This is a genomic window from Actinomadura sp. NPDC048032, from assembly GCF_040653175.1.
Classification (GTDB): domain Bacteria; phylum Actinomycetota; class Actinomycetes; order Streptosporangiales; family Streptosporangiaceae; genus Spirillospora; species Spirillospora verrucosospora.
Map to the genome: position 1 here is coordinate 1 of NZ_JBEZJP010000158.1, position 15,899 is coordinate 15,899.

Genomic DNA, 15,899 nt, shown 5'->3' on the forward strand with positions numbered 1-15,899 from the left:
GCCCCATCTCGCGCTGGGCGAGGGCGATCCGGTGCGTCCGGACGGTGTAACCCGCGTTCGTGCGCGGCAGGGCGTTGGTCACCGCGCGCCGCTGGGCGGGGGTTGGCCTGCCGCACCCTCCGTGACCCGAGCGTCACTCGTTTCCCGCGGATCCCTCCAGATGGCGCAGCGTGAACTGGGCGGACGCGAAGTCGCCGCCCTGCGGAACGCCGTCGCCGACGAACGTGTCGGGGATGCCGTAGGAGGCGGCGTCGTCGTGGGGCGCGTAGCCGAGCCGCTCGTCGAGCTCCCAGAACCGGCGCGCGTTGGCCGACACCGCGTACGCCGCGAGGAACCCCGGCGACGGGACGGTCAGCGCCGCGAGGACGAAGCCCGCGCAGTCGCGGTGGCTCAGCCAGGTCGCGAGGTGGCGCGGCTCGGTCGGGCGCGGTTCGAGGCTGCCGATGCGCAGGCACACCACGTCCATGCCGAACTTGTCGGCGTAGAGCCGGCCGAGCGCCTCGACCGCGACCTTGCTGACCCCGTACAGGCCGTCGGGCCGCGGCGGCATGGCGGGCGACACGGTCTCGGTGGACGGGTAGCAGCCGGTCAGCCGGTTGCTGCTGGCGAGGACGACGCGCGGCACCCCGGCCACGCGGGCGGCCTCCAGGATCCGCTGGGCGCCGAGGATGTTGCCCTCGACCAGGTCGGGGAACGGCGCCTCGTCCGGGACGCCGGCCAGGTGGACGATCGCGTCCGCGCCCCGCACGATCCGCGCCGCGTCGGAGAGGTCGCCGCGGTGCACGACCTCGTTCGGCGCCTCGACGCGCATCGGCGCGAGATCGGCCAGTACGAGCCGCTCCGCCTCATCGCGCAGCGGCGCCCGCAGTGCGGTGCCGACCCGTCCGGCGGCGCCGGTCAGCACGATCGTCCCGAGAGTCATGCCCGTCAGCTCACTTGGTGGGGGAGAACATCGGGCGGAAGCCCGCGACGAGCTGGCGGATCACCGGGCGCTGCTGGGCCGGGGTGCGGCCGCGCAGGTCGTGGATCGGGTCGAGGCCGTCGTAGTACGGAGCGAGCGCGAGGAACGGCAGGATCATCATCAGCCAGGTGGCGAGGACCTCGAGGTCGGCGTCGTCGCCGATGGCGCCCTGCGCCTTCCACAGCTCCAGCGTCGGGTGGATGACGAGCAGGTAGTGCTGGTTGGCGGTGTCGCGGACGACGGACCGGACGCCGTTGTCGAGCTCGAAGTTGGTGGCCGCGGTGACGCCGCGCTCCAGCGGGTGGTCGGCCATGTACTCGGTCCAGTCGCAGAGGACGTCGACCAGCCACTCGTCGAAGGGCTGGTCGAAGTCGATCCGCTCGATGCGGCGCTCCATCTCCTCGCGGATGCGGCGCGACGCCTCGTCGCACACGAACGCGAAGAACTCCAGCTTGTCGCTGAAGTACTGGAACAGCGAGCCCTTGGCGATGCCGGCCTCGCGCGCGATGGTGTTGAGGCTGCCGGTCGAGTACCCGTGTTCTCCGAACTCGCGCATCGCCACTTCGAGCACGCGTTCGCGCTTGGCGACGTTGAGGCGGAACCAGGTCGACGTCGGCATGGACCCCTTCGACTTTCCGTCAGGAACCGGTAACCAGGAGGTCAGGATAACGGTCCGCCGCACTCCCTGTGACCCGAACGTCACCCGCGCCCCTGGCGGATCCCGGTCACCGTACGCCGGGCTGGCCCCGGCGGGCGCGCCGGCGACGGTACAGACTCGCGGCGCGGAGGGTGGCGTCGAGGGAGAACCGGGCGTCCGGGTTCTCCAGGCTGTCGCCGAGGTAGCCCTCCAGCTGGCGGAGCCGGTACCGGACGGTCTGCGGGTGGATCTTCAGACGCTCCCCGATGTCGACGGCGGTCGCCCGGGTGGTGACGGATTCGGTGAGCGTCTCGACGAGGCGCTTGCGCTGCCCGTCCGACACGTCCTGCAGGGGTTCCAGGTGCCGGCGGGTGAGCTCCTCGACCAGCGGCGGATCGGACAGCAGCCACATGGTCATCAGGTGGTCCTCGCAGGGGATGAGGGAGCCGTCCGGGATGATGCCCTCCTCGGCGAGGTCGAGGACGCGGCGGGCCCAGCGCAGCGAGTGGGCGGCCCGTTCCAGCGGCAGGGTGAGGCCGAGGACGCAGCTGGCGTCCGGCAGCGCGGCGCGCAGCATGTTCCGCCGGTCGGCGGTGAGCGGCCCGGGGACGAGCAGGCACGGTTCCGCCGAGTCGAAGTCGGTGAGGATGTCGGTGTCGAGCGCGGAGCGGGTGCAGGGCGCCTCGGGGTGGACGGCGACGAGGGTGGCCTCGGCCGGCAGCGGCCACCAGCCGGTGGACTTGGCGAGGTCCTCGATGGCCTCGGGGACGACGGCGGGCCGCTGCAGGATCAGATGCAGCAGCCGGCGCCGCTCCTCGCGGCGGCGCAGGTCGGCGTGCCCGGTGGCCTGCTGGTAGCCGAGGCGGGCCTGGGCGACGGATTCCTCGAGATAGACGAGCATGGCGTCGACCGCGGCGGACACGACGAAGGTGGGGACCTGAGCGCGCTCGGCGAGGACGGCCGTCCGGCGCCACGCGACGTGGAAGGCGATCCGGGCCGCGGCCTGGAGGTGGTCGAGGCTGCGCCCCTCGATGGCCTCGAAGCGGCCGAGGGCGCGGCAGGTCTCGTCGCGCTGGTCGGTGGAGGCGTCCGGATCGGAGATCCGGTCCAGGAAGGTCGGCAGCAGGATCTCGGCGCAGAGCCGGAGGGTCTGGTCGTAGGCGGGATCGGGCCGGTCGTACTCCGGGATGCTCCGCTTGATCTCGGTGACGATCTCGTTCGTGACGTCGGACAGTTCCGCGCGCAGCAGGCCGAGGAATTCCTGGAAGTCAGTCTGACTCCGGTCGTGTTCAGACAAATCTAATGCCTGCGACATGGGAAAGCGAACCTCCACATCGAGCCGGCCGGGCGCCGTGGCGCCGTCCTGGCGGCGGCGCTGGATGGGGTGTGCCGGACGGGAGGCGAACACCCTGGAATGAAATCGATAACACCGTGAACATAAAGTCGCCAGTCGGCGGTGGCAAGGGTCTGCGGTTCGATCGCCCGCACGGCGGCGCATCTTTGCGCGTGATGTGACAAGAACGGCGTTCGGTTGCTGGGCCGGTGATGAAACTCTTTGCCCGTAGGGGCAGGCGTGCCGTCGGCCGGCCTCAAGTTACTAGCTGGTAGTCAACCGGTGACGGTTTCGGAGCGGGGGAGGGCTAAGTCGGTGACAAATTTCTGAGGCCATTTACCGAATTGTGCCGAAGAGCTCGCGATCTCCTATTGAATGCTGCGTCTACTGCGCCGTAATGTCCTCGAAACCTCTCTTCCTAGCGCGAGCGGTGGTGTCGTGGGAATTGAAGTGGTCGTCGAGGGGCTGACGAAAGTCTTCGGCCGGCAGACGATCTGGCGTGATGTCACGCTCACTCTTCCGCCCGGTGAGGTGAGCGTGCTGCTGGGCCCCTCCGGCACCGGCAAGACCGTCTTCCTCAAGTCGCTCGTCGGGCTGCTCAAGCCGGAGGAGGGCCGCGTCCTGATCGGCGGGGTCGACATGGTCAACGACCGCGACCGCGAGGTGTTCGAGGCGCGCAAGCGGTTCGGGCTGATGTTCCAGGACGGCGCGCTCTTCGGCTCGCTGCCGCTGTACGACAACATCGCGTTCCCGCTCCGCGAGCACACCCGCAAGAAGGAGTCCGAGATCCGGCGGATCGTGATGGAGCGGATGGAGATGGTCGGCCTCGTCGGCGAGGAGCGCAAACTGCCCGGCCAGATCTCCGGCGGCATGCGCAAGCGCGCCGGCCTCGCCCGGGCGCTCGTCCTCGACCCGGAGATCATTCTGTGCGACGAGCCCGACTCCGGCCTGGACCCCGTCCGCACGGCGCACATCTCCCAGCTGCTGATCGACGTCAACGCGCGGATCGACGCGACGATGCTGATCGTCACGCACAACATCGACATCGCCGCGACCGTCCCGGACAACATCGGCATGCTGTACCGCCGCGACCTCATCGCGTTCGGCCCCCGCGAGGCGCTGCTGACCAGCGACGAGCCGGCCGTCCTGCAGTTCCTGCACGGCGACACGCGCGGACCGATCGGCATGTCGGAGGAGAAGGACGCCGCGCTGCTCGCCGCCGAAGCCGCCGGCCCGGCGCCCCTCCAGCGCACCCTGGAGATCCCGCCGCAACTGCGCCCCACGCCCGGGACGCCGCCCCGGCAGGGCGAGCTGCGGCACGCGCGGCGCCTCGACGAGATGATGCCGCGCCTCTCCCGCCGGGCGCAGCAGGCGATCTACGCCAACCGCAGGCACGCGCCGGAGGGCGGCGTCCCCGATGCGAACTGACCGCCCTCGAACCGACGGGCCGACCGCACCGCGCGGCGACGCGCGCGTGCCCGAGGAAGGAGACGCGCGTGGCGGCACCTGATTCCGCCGTTCCCGGCGCCGGCGCACTGCGCCAGACCGGGCGGCTCTTCGCGCTCGCCGCGACGGTACTGGCGCTGTCGTTCCGGCGCCCGTTCCAGCTCCGCGAGCTGGTCCAGCAGTTCTGGTTCATCGCGTCGGTGTCGATCCTGCCGACCGCGCTCGTGTCCATCCCGTTCGGCGCGGTCATCTCGCTCCAGGTCGGGTCGCTGGCCAAGCAGCTCGGCGCGCAGTCGCTCACCGGCGGGGCGAGCGTCCTCGCCGTCGTGCAGCAGGCCAGCCCGCTGATCGTGGCGCTGCTGATCTCCGGCGCGGCCGGGTCGGCGATCTGCGCGGACCTCGGCTCACGGACGATCCGCGAGGAGATGGACGCGATGGAGGTGATGGGCGTCTCGCCCATCCAGCGCCTCGTGGTCCCGCGCGTCCTCGCCTGCATGGCGGTCGCGGTGCTGCTGAACGGCCTGGTCTCCGTCGTCGGGGTCGCGGGCGGCTACTTCTTCAACGTGCTGCTGCAGGACGGGACGCCCGGCGCCTACCTCGCCTCGTTCTCCGCGCTCGCGCAGCTGCCCGACCTGTACATCGGCGAGTTCAAAGCGCTGATCTTCGGATTCATCGCCGGCGTGGTGGCCGCCTACCGCGGCCTGAACCCGAACCCCGGCCCGAAGGGCGTCGGGGACGCGGTCAACCAGTCGGTCGTCATCACGTTCCTGATGCTGTTCTTCGTCAACCTCGTGCTGACCGCCATCTACCTGCAGGTCGTCCCCCCGAAGGGAGCGTGACATGGCGGTTCCCGGGGGTCGCCGCCTCCGCCCGGTGAGTCTGGTCTCCTGGCTGGACCAGCCCGGCGACCAGCTCGGCTTCTACGTCCGGGCGCTGCTGTGGACGCCGCGCGCGATGCGCCGCTACCTGCGCGAGTCGCTGCGGCTGCTCGGCGAGGTCGCGTTCGGCAGCGGCGCGCTCGCCGTCATCGGCGGCACCGTCGGCGTGATGATCGGCATGACGGTGTTCACGGGCGTCGTCGTCGGCCTGTCCGGCTACGCCGCTCTCGACCAGATCGGGTCGGCGGCGTTCACCGGCTTCGTGTCGGCGTACTTCAACACCCGCGAGATCGCCCCCCTGGTGTCCGGGCTGGCGCTGTCGGCGACGGTCGGCGCCGGGTTCACCGCGCAGCTCGGCGCGATGCGGATCAACGAGGAGATCGACGCGCTGGAGGGCATGGGCATCCAGTCGGTGCCCTACCTGGTCACCACCCGGATCATCGCGGGGACCGTCGCGATCGTCCCGCTGTACGGCATCGGGCTGCTCAGCTCCTATCTGGCCTCCAGACAGGTGACGCTCTGGTTCAACGGGCAGTCGGCCGGTACCTACGACCACTACTTCGACATCTTCCTCGCCCCGGAGGACGTGCTGCTCTCGTTCGCCAAGGTGCTGATCTTCAGCGTGATGGTGGTGCTCGCGCACTGCTACTACGGCTACCGCGCGGTCGGCGGCCCCGCCGGCGTGGGCGTCGCCGTCGGCCGCGCGGTCCGTACCGCGATCGTGCTGATCAGCGTGACGGACTTCTTCGCCAGCCTCGCCATCTGGGGCGCCACGACCACCGTGAAGGTGACGGGCTGACATGGGCCGAACTGACATGGGTGGATCTGACATGGGGTGGAGCTGACATGGCCCGGCGAACCACCCGGCACGTGGTCGGGCAGCGCCTCACCGGGGTGGCGTTCCTGCTCGTCCCGGCGCTGCTGGTCTGGTTGTCGATCGCGATCTACGACAAGCAGTTCACCGACGCGACGATGGTGACGCTGCGCACCTCGACGGCCGGGCACGAGATGCACGCGATGGCGGACGTGAAGGTCCGCGGCGTCGTCGTCGGCGAGGTCCGGTCCATCACGGCGGACGGGGCCGGCGCGAAGCTGGAGCTGGCCCTGAAACCGGGGATGACCGACCGGATCCCGGCGGACGTCCAGGCGCGGCTGCTGCCGACGACGGTGTTCGGCGCCCGGTTCGTCTCGCTCGTCCCGCCGCCCGGGTCGGCGGGACGGCCGATCGCCGACGGTGACGTGATCTCCGAGGACCGCAGCCGGAACGCGGTGGAGCTGTCGGAGGTCCTCAACCACACGATGGACCTGCTCGACACCATCCAGCCGGCGAAGCTCTCCGCGACGCTGAACGCCATGGCGCGGGCGCTGGAAGGGCGCGGTGACCAGATCGGCCGCAACTTCGAGCAGCTCGACGCGTTCCTGACCAGGCTCAACCCGGAGGTGCCGGCGCTCGCCCGCAACCTCCGGGAGCTGGCGGCGTTCACCCAGCACGCCTCCGACGCGGCGCCCGACCTGCTTCAGGCGCTCACGGACTTCACGGTCACCAGCCGGACGATCGTCGACGAGCGCACCGCCCTCGCGACCCTGTACGACGCGGTGTCGGGATCGTCCGCCGACCTCGAGGACTTCCTGCGCGCCAACTCCGGCAACATCATCGCGCTGGCGACCGAGAGCCGGGGGAGCCTGGACCTGATGCGCCGCTACGCCCCGGCCGCGCCCTGCACGTTCCGCGCGCTCGCCGGCTTCATCCCGACGATGAACAAGGTGCTCGGCAAGGGCACGAACGAGCACGGCGTCCACGGCGTGGTCGTGCCGGTCACGAGCAAGGGCCGCTACGTCCCGGGCAAGGACGCCCCCCGCTACGACGGCGGCGGCGGGCCGCGCTGCCCGGGCGTCCCCTACCTCGGGACCGGGGACGGGGTGCGGGTGCTGCCCGCCGGCGGCGCGCCCGGCCAGGGCGGCGCGGCCGGCAGCGGCCTCGGCCCCGCGAACTCGGCGGCGGAGAACGACCTGGTCAACGAGCTCGCCGGGGCGCCGCTGGACGAGGTCCCCGAGGAGTTGCCGGACTGGTCCAGCGTGCTGGTCGGGCCGATCTACCGGGGCACGGAGGTGACGGTGAAGTGAGGCTCACCGGTCAGGGGATCAAGGGCATGGGCTTCCCCCTCGTCAGCTCGCTGATCTTCATCGTGGTCACGGTGCTGGCGACCGCGCTGCTGGCGTCCAGCATCACCGGCGCCACCAGCGGCGACCGCGTCACCTACTACGCCAAGTTCACCGACGTGGCCGGGCTCCATCCGGGGCACGGCGTGCGGATCGCGGGCGTCGAGGTCGGCCAGGTCGAGGAGATCGAGGTGAGCGACCGCCGGCTCGCCCGGGTGAAGATCTCCGTCGACCGGGACCGGCGGATCCCCGCGTCGGCGACCGCCGCCGTCAAGTACCTGAACCTGGTCGGCGGACGGTACGTCTCCCTCGGGCAGGGCACCGGCTCGCCCGGCGAGGTGCTGAGGCCCGGCGGGACGATCCCGGTCGAGCACACCGCCGGGACGCTCAACCTCACCCAGCTGTTCCAGGGGTTCCAGCCGCTCATGCAGGCGCTGTCGCCCGGGGACGCCAACAAGCTCTCGGAGTCGGTCGTCAAGGTGCTCCAGGGCGAGAGCGGCACCGTGGAGAGCCTGCTGCGCACCGTCGGGGAGCTGTCGAGCACGCTCGCCGCCAAGGACAAGGTGATCGGCCAGCTCATCGCGAACCTCGACAGCGTCGTCCAGACCATCAACGGGCGGGACGGGCAGCTCGTCGACCTGGTCACCACGCTGCGCCGGTTCACCTCCGGCCTCGCCACCGACCGCGTCCCGATCGGCCGGGCGCTCGGGTCGGTCGCCGACCTGACCACCGCCACCGCCGGGCTGCTCCAGGTCACGCGGGACCCGCTGAAGGACGACATCGTCCAGCTCGGCCGGCTCAGCGACAACCTCAACCGCGACGAGCCGCTGCTGACGCGCTTCCTCCAGCGCTCGCCCGGGAAGATGGCGACCTTCGGCCGCCTGGCCTCCTACGGCTCGTGGGTGAACTTCTACCAGTGCGAGGTGAAGTTGATCGGCGTCAGCTACGCGGGCTCCGACCTGTCGAACCAGCCGCCGCCGACCGGCCTGCCCATCAAGGACGCGAGGTGCCGCGGATGACGCCCCCGACCCCGCCCCCCGGCGGCCCGCCCCCCGTCCCCCCGGCGGGCGGGCCGCCTCCGCCGCTGCCGCGCGCGCTGCCGCGCCCGAAGCGGGGCCGGCCGCGGCTGAAGCCGCTGCGCGACCGCGACCCGATCGGGGTGGCGGTCGTCGGCATCGTGATCCTGCTCGTCCTCGGCACGCTCGCCTACCGCGCCGACCGGCTGCCGCTCGTCGGCGGCGGGACGACCTACAGCGCGTACTTCTCCGAGGCCGCCGGGCTGAACCCCGGCCAGGAGGTCCGCGTCGCCGGGGTGAAGGTCGGCAAGGTCACCGGCGTCTCGCTCAAGGGGAACAAGGTCAAGGTCACGTTCCGGGTGAAGGACACCTGGGTCGGGAACGCGACCCGCGCCACCATCATGATCAAGACGCTGCTGGGGTCGAAGTACCTCCAGCTGGACCCGCTCGGCTACCGCAGGCAGAACCCGAAGGAGCCGATCCCGCTCGACCGGACCGTGGCGCCCTACGACGTCACGACGGCGTTCCAGGACCTCGGCCGGACGTTCGAGCAGCTCGACACGACCAGGCTCGCGCAGAGCCTGGAGACGATCTCCACGACGTTCGAGGACACCCCGGCCGACGTCCGGGTCGCGCTGCACGGCCTGTCGGCGCTGTCCTCCACGATCGCGTCGCGGGATGCCGAGCTGTCCCGCCTGCTCGCCGGGACCAAGCAGCTGTCCGGCACGATCGCCGCGCAGAACTCCCAGTTCGAGACGCTCTTCAAGGACGGCAACCTGCTGCTCGGCGAGCTGCGCCGGCGGCGCGACGCCATCCACGCGCTGCTCGTCGGCACGCAGCGGCTCGGCACGGAGCTGGTCGGCCTCGTCGACGACAACCGCCGCACGCTGGGCCCGACGCTCGCGTCCCTGGAGCGGGTCGTCGGCGTCCTCCAACGCAACCAGAAGAACCTGGAGCGCGTGCTGACGACGGCCACGCCCTACATCCGCGTCCTCGGCAACGCGACGGGCAACGGCCGCTGGGTGGACGGCTACCTGTGCGGGACCGTCCCCGAGGAGTACCTGGTGAACGGCAGGTGGCAACCGGAGGACCCGGACCGCTGCAAGCCGCCGCACCTGACGGGAGGACGGTGACATGGCGTCCCCCTCGACGCGCCCGGTGAGGCTGCCGAAGCTCGGTTCGCCGATCCGCGACCACCGGACACGGGTGGTGCAAGCGCTCATCACGGTCTTCGTCCTGCTGGTCGCGATCGCGCTGGTCCCCTTCCTGGGCGGCGGGCCGACGCACCGGATCACCGCGTACTTCGCCACCGCGACCGGCGTCTACCCCGGCTCCGACATCCGCGTCCTCGGCGTGAAGGTCGGCTCGATCGACTCCGTCGAACCGCTCGGCGACAAGGTCAGGGTCGAGATGCGGGTGGACGACGACGTCGACGTCCCCGCCGGCGCCCGCGCCATCGTCATCGCGCCGAACCTGGTGTCGGACCGGTACATCCAGCTCGACCCCGCCTACGACGGCGGCCCGAAGATGGCCGACGGCGCGTCCATCGATGTGAGCAACACCGCGACCCCGCTGGAACTCGACCAGCTCTACGCCGCGGTCCGGAAGATCTCGGGCGACCTCGGCCCGCGGGGGCTGAACGCGCAGGGCGCCCTGTCGGACGTCATCCGGGTCGGCGCCGCCAACCTCGGCGGCAACGGGCAGGCGCTCAACACCATGATCTCCGACCTCGGCAAGGCGTCGCAGACGCTCGCCGACAACAGCGGCGACCTGTACGCGACGGTCGCCAACCTCAACAAGTTCAGCGAGATGCTCCGCGCCAACGACGGGCGGATCCGCCTCGCCGAGAACCAGCTCGCCGAGGTGAGCGGGTTCCTCGCCGCCGACCGCGACGAGCTCGGCGCGGCCCTGCGCAACCTCGCGCTGGCGCTCGCCGAGGTGAAGGGGTTCATCCAGGACAACCGCGCGGCGCTGGCACGGAACGTCGGCAAGCTCTCGGACGTCACCCAGGTCCTGGTCGACCAGCGGGCGTCCCTCGCCGAGCTCATCGACACCGCGCCGCTCGTGACGCAGAACGCCCTGAGCGCCTACGACCCGAAGACCCGGACGCTGATGGCGCGCGGCGACCTCCTGGAGATCACCAAGGCGTTCGGCAGCCTGGACCAGCCGGGCGTCGACCCGATCGCCGCCGACCAGCGGCCGGTGTGCGCCGCGGCGGCGTCCGCCACGCGGACGCTCCGCGAGCAGTGCGACCGGCTGAAGAGGGGCGGGCTGGTCGCGGTGGCGCCGACCCGGGAGACCGGCCTGCCGGCGCTGCCGCTGCCGCCCGCGGGCAAGATCTACGCCGGCACCGGCGGGAAGGCGGACCGCTGATGCGCACGCACAAGCTCGTCGCGGCCCTCGCCGCCGGCGTCGTCCTGACGGCGGGCTGCTCGGTGCGGCTGGAGGACGTCCCGCTGCCCGGCGGCGCCGACCTCGGCGACCACCCCTACACGGTGAAGGTGCGGTTCGAGGACGTGCTGAACCTGGTCCCGCAGGCCGCCGTCCGTGTCAACGACGTCCCGGTCGGGCGGGTGAAGAAGGTGTCGCTGCCGAAGGGGGCGTGGCAGGCGGAGGTGACGCTCGCCGTGAACGGTGACGTGCACCTGCCCGCGAACGCGACCGCCAACCTGGAGCAGTCGAGCCTGCTGGGGGAGAAGTACGTCAGGCTCGCCGCGCCGACGACGGCGCCCTCCCCGCAGCGGCTCGCCGACGGCGCCATGATCCCGGCGTCCCGGACGACGCGCAACGCCGACACCGAGGAGGTGTTCGGCGCGCTGTCACTGCTGCTGTCGGGCGGCGGGCTCCCGCAGATCCGGACCATCAACCGGGAACTGAACCAGGCGCTCAACGGGCGCGAGGACAAGGTCCGGTCCGCGCTGCGGAACCTCGCCACCTTCACGGGCACGCTCAACCGGAACCGGCAGTCGATCGTGAACGCGCTCGACGGGCTGAACCGGCTGTCGTCCACGGTCAGGGCCCGCAACGGGCAGGTCGGGACCGTCCTGGACGACCTGTCGCCCGGCCTGAAGGTGCTGGAGGAGCAGCGCGGTCTGCTCGTCGAGATGCTGCGCCGGCTGGAGAGGCTCTCGGACGTCGCCGTCAAGACGATCAACGCCAGCAAGGAGGACACGGCCGCGAACCTGCGCTCTCTGGCGGTCGTCCTGCGCAAGCTCGCCGACTCCGGCCGCGACCTGCCGAAGTCCCTGGAGATCCTGCTGACCTACCCGTTCACCGACGAGGCGCTCAAGGCGATCAAGGGCGACTACCTCAACGCCTACGTCACCGTCATCGCCGCCGACGGCTTCGACTGCGTCATGGCGCCGGTGAAGGAGGAGGGGCCGTTCGACGGCCTTGACGACGAGGAGGGGGCGCGCGCCCTCGCCGCGACGCCCACGGTCCCCGGCCCGCAGCCGCCGCCCTGCCCGGACACGGCGGCGGGTCGCGGCTCCGGAGCCGCGGTGTCCGGCGCCGGGACCCCCACCACGGGGACTCCGCCCACCGGGGCCCCCACCCCGGGGACGCCGCGACCGGGGACGCCGAGCCGGGCACCCCGGACCGAGAGCCCGAGCAGCGAGCCGGCCCTTCCGCTGCCGACGCTGGGGGAGGGGAACTGACGTGCTGACCCTGGTCACCCGCATCAAGATCGCCGTGTTCGCCGTCATCGCGATCGTCGTGGTCGCCTACATCGGCGTCAACTACGCCGACGTCGGCCGCTACGTCGGGCTGCGCGGGTACTACACCGTCCGGCTCGACCTGCCCAGCACCGGCGGCCTCTTCGAAGGGTCCGCGGTGTCCTACCGGGGCGTCACCGTCGGCAAGGTCGGCAGGCTCGACCTGACGCGGGACGGCGTCATCGCCGAACTCCGGATCGACGACTCGGCGCCGGACATCCCGCGCGACCTCCAGGCGATCGTCGCGAACCGCTCCGCGGTCGGCGAGCAGTACGTCGACCTGCGGCCCCGCGCCGACACCGGGCCCTATCTGGCCCAGGGCACCACGATCCCGCGCAGCGTCACCACCACCCCGGCGCCGGTCGACGAGACGCTCAAGAGCGTCAACGACTTCACCGCCTCGCTCCCGCTGAACGACACCAGGATCCTCATCGACGAGCTGGGGCTGGCGTTCGCCGGGCAGGGCCCGCACCTCCAGCAGCTCCTCGACACGAGCTCCCGGTTCATCTCGGCGTCCGACGCGGCCTTCCCCGAAACGCGCGCTCTGATCCACAACGGGGAGGCGGTGCTGCGGACGCAGAACGAGATGTCGGGGGCGTTCAAGGCGTTCGCGACCGACTCCAGCCTGCTCGCGCGGCGGCTCCGCGACTCCGACGCCGATCTGCGCGAGCTGATCACGGCCGGGCCCGGCGCGGCGGCGGAACTGTCCGGCCTGCTCCACGACCTGGACCCGAGCCTCGGCGTGCTGCTGGCGAACCTTCTCACGACCGCCCGCGTGGCCGAGCCTCGCCAGGCCGCCATCGAGGAGATGCTGGCCAATCTCCCGCGGGTCGCGGCGATCGGCCCCAGCATCGTGGACGGGGGCAAGCTCCGGATGGGGCTGGTCACCACGTTCTTCAACCCGCAGCCCTGCACCCGCGGTTACGGCAAGACCAGGTACCGCGACGGCCTCACCCTGTCGCCCGCGCCGTTCAACACCGACGCGCACTGCGCGGAGAGCCCGAGCAGCGGCATCAACGTGCGCGGCACCGCCAACGCGCCGCGCAAGGGCGTCCCGGCGCCGGCCAGGCCGGGCGCGCTGGGCGGCCCGGAGGCGACCGGCCTGCTCGCCTCCCTGGGCTTGGCCGGGCTGGCGCGGCAGCAGACGCCGTCCGGCGACCTCGCCGCCCTCCTCGGGCTCGGGGGCGCGCCGTGACCGTCGTGGCGGCCGTGCTGCGCAAGCCGACCTGGATGATCCGCTGGATCCGTCCGGCCGGCCACGCCCTCACGGCCGCCGCCGCCGTCCTCCTGCTGCTGTCGTTCTGGTCGCTGTTCCAGTCCGGACGGGGCGCGGACCACGACCTCGCCACCGCGCGGGACGACGTGAGCCGGACCGCCGTCCGCGATCTGGCGCTGATCAACAGCATCGACCCCAAGGTGGCGGAGCTGGACATGACGCACTGGCTGGACGTCGCCACCGGCCCGTTCGCCGACGCACTGAAACGCGACATCCCGGGCGCACGCGCGAGGTTCGCCGGGCAGAAGGCCCCCTCGCACGGACGGGTCACCGCACTCGCCGTCACCGCACTCGACCGGTCGGCGGGCGAGGCGACCGTCCTCGCCTCCGTCCGGATCTTCACCGAGCCCGCCGGTGGCGCCGCCCAGGGCACCGAGCAGCGCAAACGCTACGAGGTCGGGATGCAGAGGGTCGGTGGCGTGTGGAAGATCAGCTCGCTGAGAGCGCCGGCGCCCGGGGGGAGCGGCCCGTGAGCATCACCGAAGAGCGCCCCGCGCGCCGCGACCCGGCCCCGCGGAAGAGGAAGACCGCCCGGCGCACGCTCGTCTCCGGACTCAGGCGGGCGGCCGGGCTCGGGTGGCCCGTGGCCCTCGCGCTGGCGCTGTGCCTGTCCGCCCTCGCCGTCGACGCCTGGGCCGCCAGGCGGAGCGACCGGTCACCGGCCGCCAACCGCGCACTCGTCGACAAGGCCCGGACCGGTGCGGTCGTCGCCGACGTCTCGGCGAAGGTCGCGCGGATCTTCACCTACTCCTACACCGACCCGGCGGCCACCGAACGCGCCGCGAACGAGGCCCTCACCGGCCGCGCCGTCGGCGACTACCGCGAACTGTTCGGCCTCGTGAAGCAGAACGCGCCGGTCATGAAGCTCGCCCTCACCACGAAGGTCGCGAAGGCCGGTCTGATCAGACTCTCCCGTGACGGGACGGCGGTCCTGCTGGTCCTGCTCGACCAGCAGGCCACCCGCGGCGGCAGGGCGACCGGTCCGCCGGTCGCGGCCCAGCTCATCGTCACGGCCCGCGACGACCACGGCTGGCGCATCAGCGACCTCCGGGCCGCCTGAAAAGAAGGGGTGGACTCAGGTGACCGAGACCAGGACCAAGACCGCCGACCCGGCGGCCGACGAGCGCGAGGCGCTGGCGGACGAGCCCGAGAGCCCCGCCGGCGAACCGCGCGAACCGGAACCGTCCGCGGACCACGCGGCCGAGACTCCAGAGCCCGCGGGGGAGGGGGCCGCCGAGGACCCGGACCCGGACCCGGAGCCGTCGCCGTCCGAGAAGGAGACCGGTGAGGCGCCGGCCGCGAGGCCGCCGGCGAAGGACGCGGCCGAGCGGCCCCGGCACCGCCTCTCCAAGGATCCGCTGATCCGGATCGCGTCGCTCGTGACGCTGGTCGCGGCCGGTGCCGCCGCGTGGTTCGGCTGGTCGTACCACACGGCGTCCGGCGACGACTCGATGGCCTACGCCGCCGAACGGGATCGGGTGCTCGCCGTGGCCGGCCAGGAGATCGTCAATCTCAACACCCTCGACCACCGGCAGGTCGACGCGGGCCTCAAGGTGTGGCAGGACTCGGCGACCGCGCAACTCTACGACCAGATCGTCCAGGGTCAGGCCCGGCTGAGGACCGAGGTGCAGAAGGCGAAGACGACCAGCACCGCGAAGATCCTCGAATCCGGGCTGACCGAACTCGACTCCCGCGCGGGCAAGGCGGCCGTCATCGCCGCCGTCCGCATCACCATCACCGGCGCCGACGGCAGGCCGGTCGACAACACCCGCCGGTTCGCCGGCCAGCTCACCCGGACCTCGGACGGCTGGAAACTGTCGGCGCTCGGCCAGGCCCCGACCGGTACGCCCTGAGCGGGGAGGAGAAAGCGAAATGGCAGCGATCACTTCGGCCGGACGGTTCGTCCCCGGCACCGCGCGCACCCGCCTGGTCATCCTCCTTGGGGCGCTGGCAGTAGCGCTCGGTGGAGTGGCCGCCTGGTCGAACGCCCAGGAGCGCGACCTCACGGGTGCGGCCTCCGCGCAGAACGACGCCCTCAGCGACAATGGCCGCACCGCCGAGGTCAAGGGCCAGGTGACCACGGCCGTCAACACGGTGTTCTCCTACAACTACGCCGACGTGGCCAAGACGGAGAAGGCGGCGCAGGAACTGCTCACCGGAAAGGCCGTCCAGCAGTACAACCAGCTTTTCGCCCTGGTGCGCAAGCAGGCTCCGCAGCAGAAGCAGGTGCTCACCACGGCGGTCACCGACTCGGCGGTGAAATCCCTGGCCGGCGACCGCGCCCGTCTCCTCGTCTTCGCCGACCAGCGCAACACCCGCACCGACACGAACAAGACGAGCTACTCCGCGGCCGTCTTCGCCGTCGACGCCCTGTACGCCGACGGCAAATGGAAGATCTCCGCCATCGACACCCTCGGCGCGTGACCCCCGAATCGTCACGAGACTCGAATCCGGTGATAAATACAGCTTGATCGAAAAC

General features: G+C 71.7%; 16 protein-coding genes. 13 read left to right on the plus strand and 3 right to left on the minus strand.

Going from position 1 to position 15,899, the window contains the following annotated elements:
* Positions 1-133 precede the first annotated feature (133 nt).
* From AB0C69_RS21170 to AB0C69_RS21180, 3 genes are all read right to left on the minus strand, one after another.
* Entirely contained in the window at positions 134-922 is a 789-nt protein-coding gene (locus tag AB0C69_RS21170; protein ID WP_360355949.1) for an NAD(P)-dependent oxidoreductase, read from the minus strand.
* A 10-nt stretch (positions 923-932) separates the two neighbouring features.
* Positions 933-1,580, minus strand: coding sequence for a TetR/AcrR family transcriptional regulator (locus AB0C69_RS21175; protein WP_360355952.1), 648 nt, complete (start codon positions 1,578-1,580; stop codon positions 933-935).
* Between the two features lie 106 nt (positions 1,581-1,686).
* Positions 1,687-2,895 carry a helix-turn-helix domain-containing protein gene (locus AB0C69_RS21180; protein WP_360355955.1) on the minus strand — a complete coding sequence of 403 codons (1,209 nt, stop codon included), beginning with the start codon at positions 2,893-2,895 and terminating at the stop codon, positions 1,687-1,689.
* A 474-nt stretch (positions 2,896-3,369) separates the two neighbouring features.
* Between AB0C69_RS21180 and AB0C69_RS21185 the strand changes: the two genes are divergently transcribed.
* The 13 genes from AB0C69_RS21185 (at position 3,370) to AB0C69_RS21245 (ending at position 15,844) form a co-directional block, all read left to right on the plus strand.
* Positions 3,370-4,359: an ATP-binding cassette domain-containing protein gene (locus tag AB0C69_RS21185; RefSeq protein ID WP_360355957.1), complete on the plus strand. Its 990-nt coding sequence runs from the start codon at positions 3,370-3,372 to the stop codon at positions 4,357-4,359.
* 68 nt (positions 4,360-4,427) lie between these two features.
* Complete coding sequence (locus tag AB0C69_RS21190; protein ID WP_179846517.1) at positions 4,428-5,216, plus strand: ABC transporter permease; 789 nt, start codon at positions 4,428-4,430, stop codon at positions 5,214-5,216.
* 1 nt (position 5,217) lies between these two features.
* A complete protein-coding gene (locus AB0C69_RS21195) occupies positions 5,218-6,054 on the plus strand; it encodes an ABC transporter permease (RefSeq protein ID WP_345187411.1) in 837 nt (278 codons plus the stop codon).
* Between the two features lie 47 nt (positions 6,055-6,101).
* Positions 6,102-7,379, plus strand: coding sequence for an MCE family protein (locus tag AB0C69_RS21200; RefSeq protein WP_360355961.1), 1,278 nt, complete (start codon positions 6,102-6,104; stop codon positions 7,377-7,379).
* Entirely contained in the window at positions 7,376-8,434 is a 1,059-nt protein-coding gene (locus AB0C69_RS21205) for an MCE family protein (RefSeq protein WP_345187406.1), read from the plus strand. Before AB0C69_RS21200 ends, AB0C69_RS21205 begins: the two co-directional genes overlap by 4 nt.
* Positions 8,431-9,564, plus strand: coding sequence for an MCE family protein (locus AB0C69_RS21210; protein ID WP_353831684.1), 1,134 nt, complete (start codon positions 8,431-8,433; stop codon positions 9,562-9,564). Before AB0C69_RS21205 ends, AB0C69_RS21210 begins: the two co-directional genes overlap by 4 nt.
* A 1-nt stretch (position 9,565) precedes the next feature.
* On the plus strand, positions 9,566-10,804 hold the full coding sequence (locus tag AB0C69_RS21215; RefSeq protein ID WP_360355964.1) for an MCE family protein: 1,239 nt from the start codon (positions 9,566-9,568) through the stop codon (positions 10,802-10,804).
* Positions 10,804-12,087, plus strand: a complete 1,284-nt coding sequence (locus tag AB0C69_RS21220) for an MCE family protein (protein WP_360355967.1) — start codon at positions 10,804-10,806, stop codon at positions 12,085-12,087. The genes AB0C69_RS21215 and AB0C69_RS21220 overlap by 1 nt, the downstream gene beginning before the upstream one ends.
* 1 nt (position 12,088) lies before the next feature.
* On the plus strand, positions 12,089-13,339 hold the full coding sequence (locus tag AB0C69_RS21225) for an MlaD family protein (RefSeq protein ID WP_360355970.1): 1,251 nt from the start codon (positions 12,089-12,091) through the stop codon (positions 13,337-13,339).
* Positions 13,336-13,893 carry a hypothetical protein gene (locus tag AB0C69_RS21230; protein WP_360355973.1) on the plus strand — a complete coding sequence of 186 codons (558 nt, stop codon included), beginning with the start codon at positions 13,336-13,338 and terminating at the stop codon, positions 13,891-13,893. Before AB0C69_RS21225 ends, AB0C69_RS21230 begins: the two co-directional genes overlap by 4 nt.
* A complete protein-coding gene (locus AB0C69_RS21235) occupies positions 13,890-14,480 on the plus strand; it encodes a hypothetical protein (RefSeq protein ID WP_360355975.1) in 591 nt (196 codons plus the stop codon). The genes AB0C69_RS21230 and AB0C69_RS21235 overlap by 4 nt, the downstream gene beginning before the upstream one ends.
* 19 nt (positions 14,481-14,499) lie before the next feature.
* Positions 14,500-15,273, plus strand: coding sequence for a hypothetical protein (locus AB0C69_RS21240; protein ID WP_360355978.1), 774 nt, complete (start codon positions 14,500-14,502; stop codon positions 15,271-15,273).
* Positions 15,274-15,292: 19 nt separating this feature from the next.
* Positions 15,293-15,844, plus strand: a complete 552-nt coding sequence (locus tag AB0C69_RS21245) for a hypothetical protein (protein ID WP_360355980.1) — start codon at positions 15,293-15,295, stop codon at positions 15,842-15,844.
* The last annotated feature ends 55 nt before the right edge of the window (positions 15,845-15,899 follow it).